Source organism: Roseateles sp. (genome assembly GCF_965262435.1).
Taxonomy (GTDB): Bacteria; Pseudomonadota; Gammaproteobacteria; order Burkholderiales; family Burkholderiaceae_C; genus Paucibacter_A.
In genome coordinates this window covers 1564546-1578720 of record NZ_OZ253537.1, presented here as the reverse complement: position 1 = coordinate 1578720, position 14175 = coordinate 1564546, and the positions used below count along the sequence as shown (strand labels likewise).

At 65.0% G+C, this 14175-nt stretch carries 9 protein-coding genes; 2 read left to right on the top strand and 7 right to left on the bottom strand.

Annotated elements, in window-relative coordinates:
* Window positions 1-26: 26 nt before the first annotated feature.
* Window positions 27-3398, bottom strand: a complete 3372-nt coding sequence (locus ACQY39_RS06800) for a PEP-CTERM sorting domain-containing protein (protein WP_428504636.1) — start codon at window positions 3396-3398, stop codon at window positions 27-29.
* A gap of 38 nt (window positions 3399-3436) precedes the next feature.
* Window positions 3437-4744 carry a hypothetical protein gene (locus tag ACQY39_RS06795; protein ID WP_428504634.1) on the bottom strand — a complete coding sequence of 436 codons (1308 nt, stop codon included), beginning with the start codon at window positions 4742-4744 and terminating at the stop codon, window positions 3437-3439.
* Between the two features lie 216 nt (window positions 4745-4960).
* Here ACQY39_RS06795 and ACQY39_RS06790 point away from each other — a divergent pair, with 216 nt between their 5' ends.
* Window positions 4961-5596, top strand: a complete 636-nt coding sequence (locus ACQY39_RS06790; RefSeq protein ID WP_428504632.1) for a response regulator — start codon at window positions 4961-4963, stop codon at window positions 5594-5596.
* Here the strand turns inward: ACQY39_RS06790 and ACQY39_RS06785 are convergent.
* Both ACQY39_RS06785 and glmS read right to left on the bottom strand, forming a co-directional pair.
* The gene (locus tag ACQY39_RS06785) at window positions 5574-7334 is read right to left on the bottom strand and encodes a hybrid sensor histidine kinase/response regulator (RefSeq protein ID WP_428504630.1); all 1761 of its coding nucleotides are present in this window, start codon (window positions 7332-7334) and stop codon (window positions 5574-5576) included. The two genes, ACQY39_RS06790 and ACQY39_RS06785, sit on opposite strands and share 23 nt — an antisense overlap.
* Window positions 7335-7733: 399 nt before the next feature.
* Window positions 7734-9605: a glutamine--fructose-6-phosphate transaminase (isomerizing) gene (gene glmS / locus ACQY39_RS06780; protein ID WP_263561214.1), complete on the bottom strand. Its 1872-nt coding sequence runs from the start codon at window positions 9603-9605 to the stop codon at window positions 7734-7736.
* Window positions 9606-9766: 161 nt separating this feature from the next.
* On the opposite strand from glmS, the gene ACQY39_RS06775 reads away from it, so the two are divergent.
* Window positions 9767-10255, top strand: coding sequence for an Lrp/AsnC family transcriptional regulator (locus tag ACQY39_RS06775; protein WP_428504627.1), 489 nt, complete (start codon window positions 9767-9769; stop codon window positions 10253-10255).
* Between the two features lie 93 nt (window positions 10256-10348).
* On the opposite strand, the gene ACQY39_RS06770 is transcribed toward ACQY39_RS06775, so the two are convergent.
* From ACQY39_RS06770 to ACQY39_RS06760, 3 genes are all read right to left on the bottom strand, one after another.
* Complete coding sequence (locus tag ACQY39_RS06770) at window positions 10349-11389, bottom strand: trypsin-like serine protease (protein ID WP_428504625.1); 1041 nt, start codon at window positions 11387-11389, stop codon at window positions 10349-10351.
* Between the two features lie 263 nt (window positions 11390-11652).
* The gene (locus ACQY39_RS06765) at window positions 11653-12768 is read right to left on the bottom strand and encodes a trypsin-like serine protease (protein WP_428504623.1); all 1116 of its coding nucleotides are present in this window, start codon (window positions 12766-12768) and stop codon (window positions 11653-11655) included.
* Window positions 12769-12967: 199 nt separating this feature from the next.
* Window positions 12968-14152: a class I SAM-dependent rRNA methyltransferase gene (locus tag ACQY39_RS06760; protein WP_428504621.1), complete on the bottom strand. Its 1185-nt coding sequence runs from the start codon at window positions 14150-14152 to the stop codon at window positions 12968-12970.
* Between the last annotated feature and the right edge of the window lie 23 nt (window positions 14153-14175).

The following is a 14175-nucleotide window of genomic DNA, read 5'->3' as shown; positions in this document are numbered from 1 at the left end:
GGGCCCGAACGACAGCCAGGTTTCAGTCAGTCAGTCTTGCGCCGGCGCCAAGCCAGCAAGCCAAGCCCGGCCAGCAGCATGAGGTAGCTCTCGGGCTCGGGCACGGCAGTGACCGAGATCGTGCCGCTGCTGTAGAGCTGGCTGTAATCCAGCCGGGTGCCCGCTGCCAGCATGAAGCCGCTGGCATCGATGCTCTTGAAGACGCCACTCGTTGTGCCCCAGTCCAGCAGGTCAAAGCTCTGGCCGGCCTGAGCGACAAAGCCGTTCCACGAGGTCAGGACCAGCTTGCCGCCCAGCCTCAGATTGCCGCCGACCGACAGCTTGTCAAAGCTGTCGTTCACCAGCGGCGAGCCGGTCGCGCAGCTCAAGGCCGTGCAGGCCAGGATGCCGCCGATCTCGGCCGTGTAGGTGTTGCTGGCGGCGAAGGTGACCGAGCCCTGGATGTAGCCATAGCCCGGTGAATTGCCAATGCTCAGGCCACCCTCAAAGAACATCTTGCCGTCGCCATTGACGTCAGCCCCGTTGCGCTGCTTGACCTCGGCCGCAAAGGTCGCAACCGACCCTTCCGAGACGCGCAGCTCGGCGCCGTCTTGCACTTCCAGCGCGCCATAGAAGGTCGTGTTGCTGAGGCCCGAGAGGATGATCTTGCTGCCGGCGCTGGCGACGATGTCGGCCCGCAAGGCCGAGGTGCCGCCGCTCAGAAAAATCTCGCCCTTGTTGCTCAAGGGGCCCGAGCGCAGCGTGCCATAGCCACTGAGGCTAGCACCGACCTCATTGACCATGGCGTAGCCGTTGGTGTCCAGCGTACCGCCGGCGAGTTGGATGGAGGCAAAGTTTGACGCCATGCCGTTCTTCAGCAGCAATGTGGCGTCGGCGTCGGCAGCCAAGATGCCGACCCGCGCGCCGGAGCGGATGTTGTTGACCCGGGCCAGACTCAAGGTGGCGCCGGCGCCCTGGGCACGGATGCTGCCGTAGTTGTCGATCTGCGCGTTGACCTGGCCCTGGCCCTGCACGGCGCCAAGGTTCAGAAGCCCGGCGCCGCTGAGCGAAGTCGTCGCGGCGTTGAGGACGATTTGGCCGTTGTTGGTGAAATACTGGGCCACGCGCAGATTGCCGCCTTCGACCAGCAGGCGGCCATCATTTTGGAATGCGGTCGTGAGCACACCGCGCCCGCTCAGCGTGCCCTCCGCGTCGTTGACCAGCGTGGCGCGGCCGGAAATGGTGCCGCCGCTCAGCGTCATATTGCCGCTGTTGCGCAAGTTGGCGCCGCTCAGAATCAGGCCCCGGGCGTCCAGCATGTCCCAGTTGCCGGTGTTGCTGTTGGCGCCCAAGCTTGCCAACTCAAAGCTGCCCCCGGATAGCTGAAGCAAGCCGGTGTTGCTGAAGCCAGCCGTGCCCGCAATCACGCCATGACCGGCCATGTAATTGGCATTCACAAAGGAGCCGACGCTGCTGATTTTGCCGCCGGTCATTTGCAGGGCGCCGTTGTTGCGGGTGCCCTCGGCGCCGACGCTCAGCTGACTGAAGCTGCCCACAGCCAGTTCGCCTTCGACGCGCACGCCGCCCGCTTGAACCATGCCGCCGTTCAGGCTCAGATCGTCGCCGGACTCAATGATCAAGGCGGCGTCGACCAGGACATTCATGTCCTTGCCAAGGCCGACGCTGTGGCCCAGGATGCCACTGCCACTGGCCACCGCACCGAGAAAATGGACGGTGCCGGTGTTCCAGTTGACCTGGCCGGCATTGTTTGCCCAGCCCGTGGTCAGCGTGCCGCCGTTCAGGTTCAAGACACCGCTCTTGCCGATGAGCAGGCGGCCGGCGCTATTGAGGCTGGCGCCACTGCCCAGATTGACGATGGCGGAGCCGTCATTGCCCGCGATGACCAGATCGCCCCGGACGCTCAGGCCAGCGCCCTCGCCGCTCAGGTTCACCAGCGCCGAGGCGTCGTCGGACTCTGCAAAAAGGACATCCTGGGCCGACACCTTGCCGCCATCTCGGATGTCCAGGCTGCCGCTCCGGACGCTCAAGTTTCCGCTGCTCTGCAGGCTCGAATTGGCGCCGCTGACCAGAATTCGGGAGGTACCTGGATCGCCGATCGCGCCCAGAAAGCTGTGCCGATTGCTGAGCCGGCCGCCTTGCTCGATGTAGAGCAAGCCCTCACCCAGATTGCCGATTTGCAAGTCGCCGCTGAGCTCCCAGCTCGAACTGCTGCCGCTCACCTTGGCGGCACCAACGCTGCCAGCCAGATTGCCCAAGGTCGCGCGCACATTGCTGAGCTTGGCGCCGGCCTCGACCTGCAGGCTGCCCACGCCGGCCTCGCCGATGCTCATAGTGCCGGTGCTGACCCATGAGGAACCGGTGCCTGTGAGTTTCACCAGGCCGTCGCCCCCCAGGGCCCTGCCGATGAAGCTGTTGCCGTTGCTCAGCACGCCGCCGTTTTGCACCGTCACGGTGCCGGTGCTGCTGCGGCCCACATCCAGGTCGGCGTTGAGCGTCAGCTTGGACGCCGTACCGTCGATCAAGACCGTGCCCTGGCTGCCGTAATTGAAGCCGACAAAGGCTTGATAGGCGGTGGTCTGGCCGGCTGTGATGTTCAGGACGCCGCTGCCGCCGCGGCCCACGTAGAGACTGCCGCCCAAGTTGAGCTGGGCATCAGAGGCGCTCAGGTTCACCGTGCCCTCGCCTCCGTACAGCTCGCCGAGGAGCAGCTCCGGAGCGGCCAGCTTGCTGTTGGCGCCGATGTTCAGCGTGCCCTTGCCGGTCGTGCCGACCTTGGTGCTGGTATTTTCATAGGAGATCAGATTGACGCTGTTCTTGAGGGTCAGCGCGTTGTTCAGCTCGCCAAAGTTCCTGAGCTGCAGACCGCCGGTGCCACCATCCCAGGTCTGGTCCGACCTAGATTCGAAACGGAAGTTGAAGGTCTGCAGCTTGTTGCTGTTGTTCTTGATATTGCCTTTGAGGGCGAGCGCGCCGAAGGTGCCCGGATTGAAGGTGAAGGCGCCCGCATTGCTGCCAAAGGTGAAGTTGACCTCGATCAAGTTGCCGCTGGGCAGGCCGCTGATCGTCCTGTTGGCGTTGTTGTCATTGAAGAGCAGCTCGGACCCGGCGGGAAAGGGGCCGATGGTGGGTGAACCGTTCTCACCGATCGGAAAGCAGGTCCTCGGCTGGCCGTTGACGACGCAGGGAACGCTCCAGTTCATTCCGGTGGCCCACTGCCCGTCGACCTGGCCGGTCCAGGTGTAGGTGGTCGCCGCGGCAGGCGCCACGTGAACGAGGCTCAAAGCAGCAGCCAGCGCGATGCTGAGCGGCAAGCGCCGAGGTGCACCGGCGCCGCGGCGCTTGAGGGAGGGGGGGCCGCTGCGGGTGTGGCAGACATGGGAGGCAAGCGTGTTGTTCATGGGGAGTCCTGTAGGTTGGCTAGACAATGAAGCGCGCTTCAGTTCACCGGAACCGAGAATTTCGCCAGCTGGGTGGTGTAGCCCGCGGTGAGGGAAACCAGGTCAGCGCCCGTTCCTACGGACACGGCGATGCTGGTGCTTGGAATGGCGTTTTGTGCGCCGCGCATGCCCTTGTAGAGACTCCAGTCGAAGGCGCCTTCGATGCCGGCATTGGGGGTTTCGACGCCAGAGGACAGGCCAATTTGCGGGCCCGGTGTCTGATCCACGCCGCGTGGCGACTCGGTCAGGCCCACCATGCCACCGACGTGCACGGCCGCGCCGACGCTGCCGCCTATGGTGCTGACGATCAGGATCTGCAGCTTGCCCTCGCTGTCCTTGTCGGCGTTGACGACGATGCCGAAGTTGGAATTGACGCCGGCGTAGTAGGCGCCGGCTGCGCCGGCATAGATGCCGTAAGAGCCGTTGTCGCCACCTGTGCCGCCTTGCGTCGGCACCTGCACCTGTTCTTGTGTTTGACTGCGACTCAGATCGGCGCTCGCTACGGCGGCAGTGGACGTGCCCTTGAACAGGCCAGTCTTGCGGCCGACGTTGATCATGGTGGTGGCAATGTCCTGCTGCTCTTCAGCGCTCAAGTTCGCCTTGCTCGCCGCCAGGACCAGGATGCGTCGCATGGCGTTCAAGGTGTCGGCGTCCAGCGCAGCAAAGGCGTCGGCGGACTGCCTGATCTTGTCGCCGGTGGGCGAGTCGTTGACGCGTTTGGCAGCCGCCTTGAAGAGCGCCAGCGTGACCGCATCGAAGCCCTTTTGCACCTCGGCCACGGCGGCCTCGTAGCCCTGTTTCATGGCCCCCAGTGAGCTGCCATAGGTGGCCTGCGACACGGAAGCCACCTGGTTGAAGGCTTGCGTGAAGTCCGGGCTGATGCCGGGCTCGCGGAAATAGGTCTTGCGGGTGATGTCCCACGCGCCCTTGTAACTGCAGATGCCGCAGGCATCCATGCGGTAGTCGGCGCGGCAGTTTTCATAGAAGAGCAGGCCGCACTTGTGAGGGTGATTGCTCTTGCGTGTCAGATAGGGCGGCACGGTGTAGCTGGTCGAGCCCCGGTAATGGCAAAAGCCCGGCACGCTGGGCGCATAGCCGCTGCGGCAGTTCTCTGTGCAGGCCGGACCGGTACAGCTGTAGCCGGCGCGCGGCGGGTTGTAGCAAAGCCCGCCCTGCTCGACCTTGCCGCCGGGGCAGGACAAGGCCTGCGCCTCGCCCGCCATGCCGGCCAACACCACCATCGCGGCCACCACGAGGCAGGCCGAGCTTCCAAGACGCCGCAGCGCGGCAAGCCAGTTTGTGTTCATGAGTTCCCCTGGGTTGATGCCTGAGTTGATCGGTGCGACAGCGCGCCATGTGCCCTTGCAGCAGCACTTGTGTGCGGGCCTGGGGCTGATGTGCGGGATCGCTGAATCAGGTGAGCCAGTGTCTGGACGCAGGCGCCCGCACACAATCGGACCTTGGACCCGAGACCCGGTCTCGGGCCTTACCCAGGCCCAAGGTCGACTGCTAGAGTGCGGTCCATGAAACTACTGCTCGTCGATGACCACCCCTTGGTGCGTGCCGGCGTCGTCGCTGCGCTGCAAAGCTTGGGGGCGCCCGAGCTGATCCTGGAGGCCGACGACGGAATCGCCGCCATGGACTGCCTGGCCCGCCACCCCGATGTGGACGCCGTGCTGCTGGACCTGCGCATGGCTGGCATGGCCGGCATGGCCTTGCTGGAGCAGCTCAAGCGCCACCATCCGCTGCTGCCCAGCCTGGTGCTGTCTTCCTCGGAAGACCCCGCCGATGTGCGCCGTGTGCTCAAGGCCGGCGCCCGTGGCTACTGCCCCAAGTCGGCCAGCCCGGCCACCTTGCTGGCAGCGCTGACGCTGGTGCTCGGCGGTGAGATCTATGTGCCGCCGCTGATGGCCATGGCGCCTGACGCCAGCCCGGCCGAGCCCAGCCTGGACGGCTTGACGCCACGCCAACGCGAAGTCCTGCAGGAGCTGTGCAATGGCAAGTCCAACAAGGAAATTGCGCGCGAGCTGGGCATGGAAGAGAAGACCGTCAAAGGCCATGTCTCAGCCATCTTCAAAGCCCTGGGCGTGGTGCACCGGCTGCAGGCCGTGGAGGCGGCCCGCGCGGCCGGCATGGTCAGCCAGGCACTGTCGTACTGAGGGTGTTGGCGGGCACCAAGGCCCGAGCCACCGCCGCACGCAACTGATCTTGTGTGAGTGGCTTTTGCAGGAGCGTGAGGCCTTGCTCATTCGCGTCGCGCCCGCGCTCATGGCCGGTGTCGCCGCTCAGCAGCAGGGCCGGGATGTCGCTGTTGAACAGCTCACGGAGCTTCGCGATCGCGTCGCCACCCGTTTCGCCGGCTGCCAGTCGGTAGTCACACAGCAGCACCCGCGGTGCGGCGCTCACGTCCATCAGCTGCGGCATCAGATCACTCACACTGGAAGCTCCGACCACATCCAGACCCCAGGCCCTCAGCAGGGCGCACATGGCGAGCCGCACCTCCGTGTTTTCATCGAGAACGATGACCAGCTCACCGCGCAGCTGCGGCTGAATCGCCGGGCCGGGCTCGGCGAACGGCAGCTCATCGTGAGGCTTCAGCAAGAGCGTGAACAAGCTGCCCCGGCCCGGGCGCGAGCGCAACCGCTGCCCCATGTGCAGCAAGTTAGACAGGCGCTGAACGATGGCCAAGCCCAGGCCGAGGCCCTGTCCGGAACCATGCAGCTGCACGAACTCATCAAACACCTCGGCGCGGCGCTCCCGCGCGATGCCCACGCCGCTGTCCGCCACCAGCAGCTCGATGCGGTCCTGGCGCCGGCGGGCCCGCAAGAGCACACCGCCTTGCGGGGTGTAGCGCAGCGCGTTGGAGAGCAGATTGCGCAGCACCCGCTCCAGCAAGGCCGGGTCACTGCGCACCATCAGCAGGGTAGGAGCCGGCGGCACATCGCAAAGAAAGCGCAAGCCCTTGGCCTGAGCCTGCAGGCTGTGGTCCGCCTCCAGGCGGCCCAGCAGCTCGCGCAAGTTCACGGCCTGCCACTGGGGCTGCAGCTGTTCGGCGTCCAGCTTGGAGATGTCCAGCAAGGCGTTGAACATCGCCCCCATGGCATCCACAGCGCTGCTGACATGCTGCAATATCTGCGCAGATTGCGCCTCGCTGGGCTTGAGCTTGAGGGCGCCCACGAACAGCGAGAGCGCATGCACGGGTTGGCGCAAGTCATGGCTGGCGGCGGCCAGGAAGCGGCTGCGCGACTGGCTCAGTTTGACGGCCAGGTCTTTCTCCTGCTTCAGGCTTTCGCTCAGATGAGCGAGCTGATGGGCTTGGCGCAGCGAGTCCCACAGCAGGCGCTGCAGGGAGACGGCAAAGTGAATGTAGAGCGTGGCGCCGAGCACCAGCACGGCCAAGACAGCCCAAGTGTCAACCGCGCCATGCACCATCACGGCCCACAAGAGCCCAAGCAGGACCGGCCCCACCATGGCGAAATAGGCCGGCAAATAGGCATGCAGCGAATGCAGTGCAGCCGAACTGATGCCTATCATCCAAGCCCAGAGCAGCATGCGCTGTGCATCGCTGCCGCCGGGCCAGAAAAGATGAATTGCCAGCAGCCACAGCAAGCCGTTGATGGCTGAAGTACGCGTCACGCTGCGCAGCCAGATCGGAGCATTGGCCTGCGTCAGCGGGCGCCGCAACCAGCGCAGGCCCAGCCACAAATGAAAGCCCGCGTTGACGAACTGCAAGCCCAGCCAGCCGTTCACCCAAGCCGGTGGCGCTGCCTTGTACAGGCTGCCCGCAATCAGCAGCGCCAGCACGAAATTGCCCACAGTCAGGCTCAGATCATTGCTGCGCAGGCGCTGCGCCACGTCCATTCGGACCAGGGCCTGCAAGCGCGACTCGTCAATCATGGATCAGAGTGGGTGAATTTGCGGGCGGAGCATGGCGGCGATTGTGCATGCTGAACCCGGTCTGCACCTGCTTCGCACCATCGAACCGATTCAGCTCGTGCCATGGCTCTGAGCTGCAACCGGCTTCAAGGACGCCTTGTTCAGGAGTGAAGTGAAATCGGTGGTTGTCTATGGGAACAAGACGGCAATTCAGCCGGGAGTTCAAAGCTGAGCCGGTGAAGCTGGTCTAGCCCCTCACAAGTCGCGAAGTTTGCTTTCGACTTTGTTTGCGCGGAACAGCTGCAGAGCAGCCACCGACGCTCTGTAGAGTTCCAGCCCAAAAGCAGAAGAGGCCTTCCGGCCCCTTCTTCTCTCAATTCCGACTGACTTTACCCCTTCCAGTCAATCGATGCATAACACTTATTCCACAGTGACTGATTTCGCCAGGTTACGCGGCTTGTCCACATCCGTCCCACGCGCGCAAGCCGTGTGATACGCAAGCAGCTGCAGCGGGATCACGTGCAGGATGGGGCTCAGGGCGCCGTAGTGTTCGGGCATGCGGATCACGTGCAGGCCGGCTTCGCTTTCGATCTGCGTGTCGCCGTCGGCAAACACATAGAGCTGGCCGCCACGCGCGCGCACTTCTTGCATATTGCTCTTGAGCTTTTCCAGCAGCGTGTCGTTGGGCGCCACGGTGACGACGGGCATCTCGGCGGTGACCAGGGCCAGGGGGCCGTGCTTGAGTTCACCGGCGGGGTAGGCCTCGGCGTGGATGTAGCTGATTTCCTTGAGCTTCAGGGCGCCTTCCAGGGCGATCGGGTAGTGCAGGCCGCGGCCGAGGAAGAGTGCGTTTTCCTTGCGGGCGAACTCTTCGCTCCAGGCAATGACCTGGGGCTCCAGCGCCAGCACGGCTTGCACGGCAACGGGCAGGTGGCGCAGGGCCTTCACATGCTCGGCTTCTTGCTCTTCGCTGAGGTGGCCGCGGGTCTGGGCCAGGGCCAGGGTCAGCAAAAAGAGGCCAACCAGCTGGGTGGTGAAGGCCTTGGTCGAGGCCACGCCGATCTCGGCGCCGGCGCGGGTGATGTAGGCCAGCTCGCATTCGCGCACCATGGCGCTGGTGGAGACATTGCAGATGGTCAGCGTGTGCTTCATGCCCTGGGCACGTGCATGCTTGAGCGCGGCCAGGGTGTCAGCGGTCTCGCCGCTCTGGCTGATGGTGACGACCAGGGTGCGCGGGTTGGGCACGCTGTCGCGGTAGCGGTATTCGCTGGCGATTTCGACGCTGGTGGGGATCTTGGCGATGGACTCCAGCCAGTACTTGGCGGTCGAGCCCGAGTAGTAGCTGGTGCCGCAGGCCAGGATCAGCACCGAATCGACGTCCTTGAAGATGCCGTAGGCGCCGTCACCAAACAGCTCGGGGCTGATGCTGGTGATGGACTCGAGCGTGTTGGCGATCGCGGTGGGCTGCTCGAAGATTTCCTTCTGCATGTAGTGGCGATAGGGGCCCAGTTCGGCCGCGCCGCTGTGGGCGTGGACGGTGCGGACTTCGCGATGCTGCGCTTCATAACGGCCGGTTTCAGCGTTGCGCTGGCTGATCCAGAAGCGACCCGGCTGCAGGTCGACCACATCGCCTTCTTCCAGGTAGACGATCTGGTCGGTCACGCCGGCCAGGGCCATGGCGTCGGAAGCGACGAAGTGCTCGCCATCGGCGGCCTCCATGCCCACACCCAGCACCAGGGGCGAGCCCTCGCGGGCGGCCACCACGCGCTGCGGCTCGTCGCGGCAGAACACGGCCACGGCATAGGCGCCCTTGAGGCGCGGCAGGGCCTGCTGCACGGCTTCCAGCAGGTCGCCCTGGTAGAGGTGATCAATCAGGTGGGCGATGACTTCGGTGTCGGTCTGGCTGGTGAAGACATAGCCGCGGCCCTTGAGTTCGGCGCGCAGTTCGTCGTGGTTCTCGATGATGCCGTTGTGCACCAGGGCAATGCGGCCGACGCTGTCGACGCCGGCGCTGGGGCCGTGCGAGAAATGCGGGTGGGCGTTGTGCACGGCCGGAGCGCCGTGGGTGGCCCAGCGGGTGTGGGCGATGCCGGTGCCGGAGGCGATGCCGTCTTCGGCGGCCAAGCCGGTCAACTCGGCCACGCGCGAGGTGCTGCGGGCGCGCTTGAGGCCGCCGTCCTGATGCACGGCGACGCCGCAGGAGTCATAGCCGCGGTACTCGAGGCGCTTGAGGCCCTCGATCAGGATGGGGACGATATTGCGCTGGCTGACGGCTCCGACGATTCCACACATGGCTTGGCTCCAGAAGATATGAGGCGCCTTGCTTGCTCGTTCAAGGCTGGAGCGCATCGTAGGCACAGCCATGAAATCAATGCTTTCGATTTACGTTTGTTTTTGAAATAATCAACCAAGCCATGATTTGCGTGATGGCATATTTCACGGGAAGGCCAGAAATGAACGATTCGAATCAGACCCTGGACTTGGACGCCACGGACCTGCGCATCCTTGAGCTGCTGCAGCAGGACGCCTCCGGGTCCAACCAGGATTTGGCGCAACAAGCCCATGTGTCGCCGGCGACCTGCCTGCGCCGGGTCAAGCGCTTGGTGGACGGCGGCATCATCGAGCGCCGTGTCGCCCTGCTTTCACCCGAGAAGCTGGGCGCCGGGCTGAGCGCCATCGTCGAGATCACATTGGACCGCCAGGGCGCCGAACACTTGCAGGCCTTTGAGGCCCGGGTGCTGGGCGAGGCGGCGGTGCAGCAGTGCTACCAGGTCACACCGGGGCCGGATTTCGTGTTGATCCTGCAAGTGCCCGATATGCCGGCCTACCAGGCCCTGGTGCTGCGCCTGTTCACCCAGGACGCCAATGTGCGCAATGTCAAAGCCTTCTTCAGCGTGCGGCGTGGCAAGTTCGAGCCGCGCCTCGCCTTGCCCAAGGCCTGAGCACAGGCAGCCCACACGACCCAACAAAAAAAGGCGACCCGAAGGTCGCCTTTTCTGACTGCAGCGCCTGAGCGCCTGCACTTGTCAGCGGGTTCAGGCCTTGCGGCGACGCACGCTCGCACCGATGGCCAGCAAGCCCAGGGCCATCAAGGCATAGGTTTGCGGCTCGGGCACGGCGGCAGTGATGGAGTTGATCCAGTTGGCGTGGGTGAACACGGCGGTCGAGGCGGCCAGGTCACCGAAGCTGGAGTTGGTGCCGGTCACAGCGTCGCAATTCGTCACGCCCAGGGCGGCATTGCAGCCACCCCAGCCCCAGGAATGCACACCGGCCAGCAGCCAGCGGTTGTTGTCGGCGTCCCAGATGAAGTCACCACCGCCGGAGTCGCCGCCGGCGATCTGTGCCTCCAGACCGGCGCCCAGGCCGGTACCGCTGGTCCAGCCTGTACCCCAGGCCGCGCCGAGGCGGGCAATCGCGTTCTTGGCCTGCGTGCCATTGTCGAAGTCACTCAGGTACTCGACGCCGTACTCCAGGTTGTCGACGATGTCGATGGTGTTGTAGCCGTAGTGCGCCTTGCCCCAGTCGAAGCCGCCGCTGTTGCCGGTGGCGCCGGTGCCGGTCAAGCCGTAGCCGGCCAGCAGGAAGTCCTTGCCGCCGTCGTTGCCAGTGCTCAGGGCGAAGCCGTTGATGTTGGTCACGGCCTGGTCGAGCTTGATGATGGCGATGTCAGCGCCGGTGCCCAGCGCGCCGGTCCAGCCGCTGTGCACCCAGGCCTGAACAGCAGTGCGCTGCACAGCGCCTTGCTTGAAATCCACGGTCATGCTGTTGAAGTTGTCGGCACAGTGGGCGGCCGTCAACACATACTGGCCACCGGCCAGCAGGGAACCCGAGCAGATCCAGCCGCCTTCGTCGTTCGAGTACAGCAGGCGGGCGACGCCGTCGAGCGCGCCGTTGTCAGCGCCCGGCTGCAGCACCCAGGCACTCGGGTTGCCGGTGGAGACCACCAACGCTTGCTTGTCGCCGAGCAGCGCGCTGGCGCTTTGCGGTGCGGCGGCAGCCTGAGCGGCTGAGGTGGCAGCAATTGCCAGCAAAGCGGCGGCAGCGATCGCGCGGCCTTGGAATGTTGTGCGAGTCATGGTGGGTACCCTCGATGTCTTGATTTGCTTGTTCTTGGTTCGTCGCTTGGTGCCGGCTTGGGCGTGACGCCCGGGTGCAGCCGCTGCTCCAGCGAGGCCTCGAATATGCCAGGATCGGCAGCTCGGCGCCGCCCCCCGATCAAGCGCTGGGGCAAACCCGAATGGGGCCCGCCTGGCCCTCCAGAAACAAAAACAGCGGCCCGAGGGCCGCTGTGATCGTCAGGTCGCGCCGGTCAGACCGACGCTTGCCTTGCCACACTCGTTCAGGCTTGGCGACGGCGACGCGCCACGGCGCCCACGGCCAGCAGACCCAGGCCCATCAGCGCATAGCTCGAGGGTTCCGGCACGGCGGCCACGCCGACCACCGAGGAGATCCACTGGGCATGCGAGTAAGTGGCCGTCGAGCCGGACAGGTCACCATAGCTGGAGCCATTGCCGGTGAAGGCATCGCAAGAAGGCGTGTTCAGACCCAAGGCGCCGCAAGGGTTGTTGCCGCCCCAGCCCCAGGAATGCACGCCGGTGACGCGCCACTCGTTGCCGTCCCAGACGAAGTCGCCACCGCCCGAGTCGCCGCCGGCGATCAGGGCTTCGTTGGCGCCCAGACCGGTGTTGCTGGTCCACAGATTGCCGGTGGCAGCAGCGATGCGGCCCAGGGTGTTATTGTTGGCATTGCCATTCAGGTGGTCGAAGTCCGACATATAGGTCGCACCGGGGGCGTAGTAGCCCGCGTCGTAACCCCAGTCAGGCAGCACATCGCCGATGGCCTTGTTGAACGTCTTGCTGTCCACGTCGATGACGTTGTAGCCATAGTGGCCATAGTTGCCATCGGCCCAGCTCGGGGCGCTGTTGACGCTGCCGCGGCCGCTGGTGCCGTAGCCGGCGACCAGGATCTGCTTGCCCACGTCATTGCTGGTGCTGATCTTGTAGCCGTTGATGCCGGTCACCGGGGCGCTCAGCTTCAGGATGGCGATGTCGGAACCGTTGTCGGCCGAATTGTTGAATCCTTGCCACAGCGGGTGCAGGGTCACGTCCGTGGTGGCCACGCTGCGGGTCACTTGCGCGGTGCCGTTGAACCAGCCGAACTGGACGGTCATCGAAGTGAAGTCGTCGGCGCAGTGGCCGGCCGTCAACACATACTGGCCGCCGGCCAGCAGGGAGCCCGAGCAGGCGTAGTTGTTGCCATCGCCGGCCGTGAAGCTCAGGCGAGCGACGCCGTCCAGAGCGCCGGCCACGCCATTGAACACCTGGCCGGGGGCGAAACGCCAGTTTGACGGCGCAGAGGTGTTGCCGGTCAGCGGCGACGGGTCGAACTGGGCCTGAGCAAGGCCGGACAACACCATGGCTGCCGCGGCGGCCATCAACTTGACTTGAAACTTCATGAAAAGGGTTCCCTCGAACGGTTGCACAAGTACCGCGAGCAAAGGCTGGAACGCTGCCAGCTTTCTCGCCGCCAATCACAGGGAGAGCCCTGTGAAAGTGTGAGAAATATGACACAGCCAACCCTGCCGTCCAGCCCGGTTCGCGGGGAGGGAAAACACCTTCAGGGAAAGACCGGGGGTCAGGTCTTGCCTGTCTGTGTCAGCTGGATTTGAGAATCAGCAAACCCTTCAGATACTCCCCTTCGGGGAAGTAGATGGTCTGAGGGTGGTCTGGTGTTGCGCCGACCCGGTCAAGAATGAAGCCGTCGGCCTGGGCATCCAGCCCGGCACCGGCGACGATTTTGTGGAACAGGTCGGGGCTGATACCGCCCGAGCAGGAGAAGGTGAACAGCACACCGCCCGGCTTCAAAAGCCGCAAACCCAGGCGATTGATGTCCTTATAGGCCCGCGCAGCACGCTCGGCGTGGGCTGCGGTGGGCGCAAATTTTGGGGGGTCGAGGACGATGGCGTCGAACTGCCGCCCCTCTTTGAGGAAGTTGCGCAAAGTGGCGTTGACGTCGGCATCGAGCGCTTGGTGGCGCTCCGGGGCATACCCGTTCAAGGCCACATGGGCGCTCGCGCGGGCCAGCGCCGGGGCCGAGGAGTCGACGCTGAACACCTCCTCAGCACCGCCCGCCAGGGCCGCCACCGAGAAGCCGCCCGTGTAGCTGTAGCAATTCAGCACAGAGCGGCAGCCGTACTGGCGCACCGTATCGGCGAATTTCTTGCGGTTGTCGCGCTGATCGAGGTAGTAGCCGGTCTTGTGACCCTCGGCCACATCCAGGGTCAGGCGCCACTGGTGTTCGCTGATCGTCACTTCTGTGGCGCCTTCGCCACGGAGCCAGCCCGTCGTCTGGGGCAAGCCCTCGAGTTCGCGCACCTGAGCGTCCGAGCGCTCATAGAGCCGGCTCAGGCCGGTGGCCGCCAACAGGTGGTCGGCGATGACCTGCTTCCAGCGTTCGGCACCGCTGGACAGGAACTGGGCCACCAGGGTATCGGCATAGCGGTCGACGATCAGGCCGGGCAGGCCATCAGCCTCGCCGTGGATCAGGCGCAGTGCGTCCGAAGCGATCGGCAGGCGGGCGCGAACGGCCAGGGCGCGGTCGATGCGCTGGCGGAAGAAGGCCGCATCGATGCGCTGGCCTTCCTCGAAGCTCCAGGCGCGCAGGCGGATCTGCGACTGCGGGCTGAAGGCCGCCCAGCACAGAAATGCGCCTTCGGCCGACTCGACGCGTACGGTCTCGCCGGCATCGGCATTGCCGCGCGCGACCGAGCTCTCAAACACCCAGGGGTGGCGGCGCTCCAGCGAACGCTCTTTGCCGGCGCGGATGACGATTTTCTTCATCGGATGTTCTGCTTTCTTGTGAA

Bases quoted from the DNA above. Each gene is read 5' to 3' on its own strand.
- ACQY39_RS06770 (WP_428504625.1), bottom strand. From the start codon at position 11,389: ATGACTCGCACAACATTCCAAGGCCGCGCGATCGCTGCCGCCGCTTTG.
- ACQY39_RS06800 (WP_428504636.1), bottom strand. From the start codon at position 3,398: ATGAACAACACGCTTGCCTCCCATGTCTGCCACACCCGCAGCGGCCCC.
- ACQY39_RS06775 (WP_428504627.1), top strand. From the start codon at position 9,767: ATGAACGATTCGAATCAGACCCTGGACTTGGACGCCACGGACCTGCGC.
- ACQY39_RS06785 (WP_428504630.1), bottom strand. From the start codon at position 7,334: ATGATTGACGAGTCGCGCTTGCAGGCCCTGGTCCGAATGGACGTGGCG.
- ACQY39_RS06795 (WP_428504634.1), bottom strand. From the start codon at position 4,744: ATGAACACAAACTGGCTTGCCGCGCTGCGGCGTCTTGGAAGCTCGGCC.
- glmS (WP_263561214.1), bottom strand. From the start codon at position 9,605: ATGTGTGGAATCGTCGGAGCCGTCAGCCAGCGCAATATCGTCCCCATC.
- ACQY39_RS06790 (WP_428504632.1), top strand. From the start codon at position 4,961: ATGAAACTACTGCTCGTCGATGACCACCCCTTGGTGCGTGCCGGCGTC.
- ACQY39_RS06760 (WP_428504621.1), bottom strand. From the start codon at position 14,152: ATGAAGAAAATCGTCATCCGCGCCGGCAAAGAGCGTTCGCTGGAGCGC.
- ACQY39_RS06765 (WP_428504623.1), bottom strand. From the start codon at position 12,768: ATGAAGTTTCAAGTCAAGTTGATGGCCGCCGCGGCAGCCATGGTGTTG.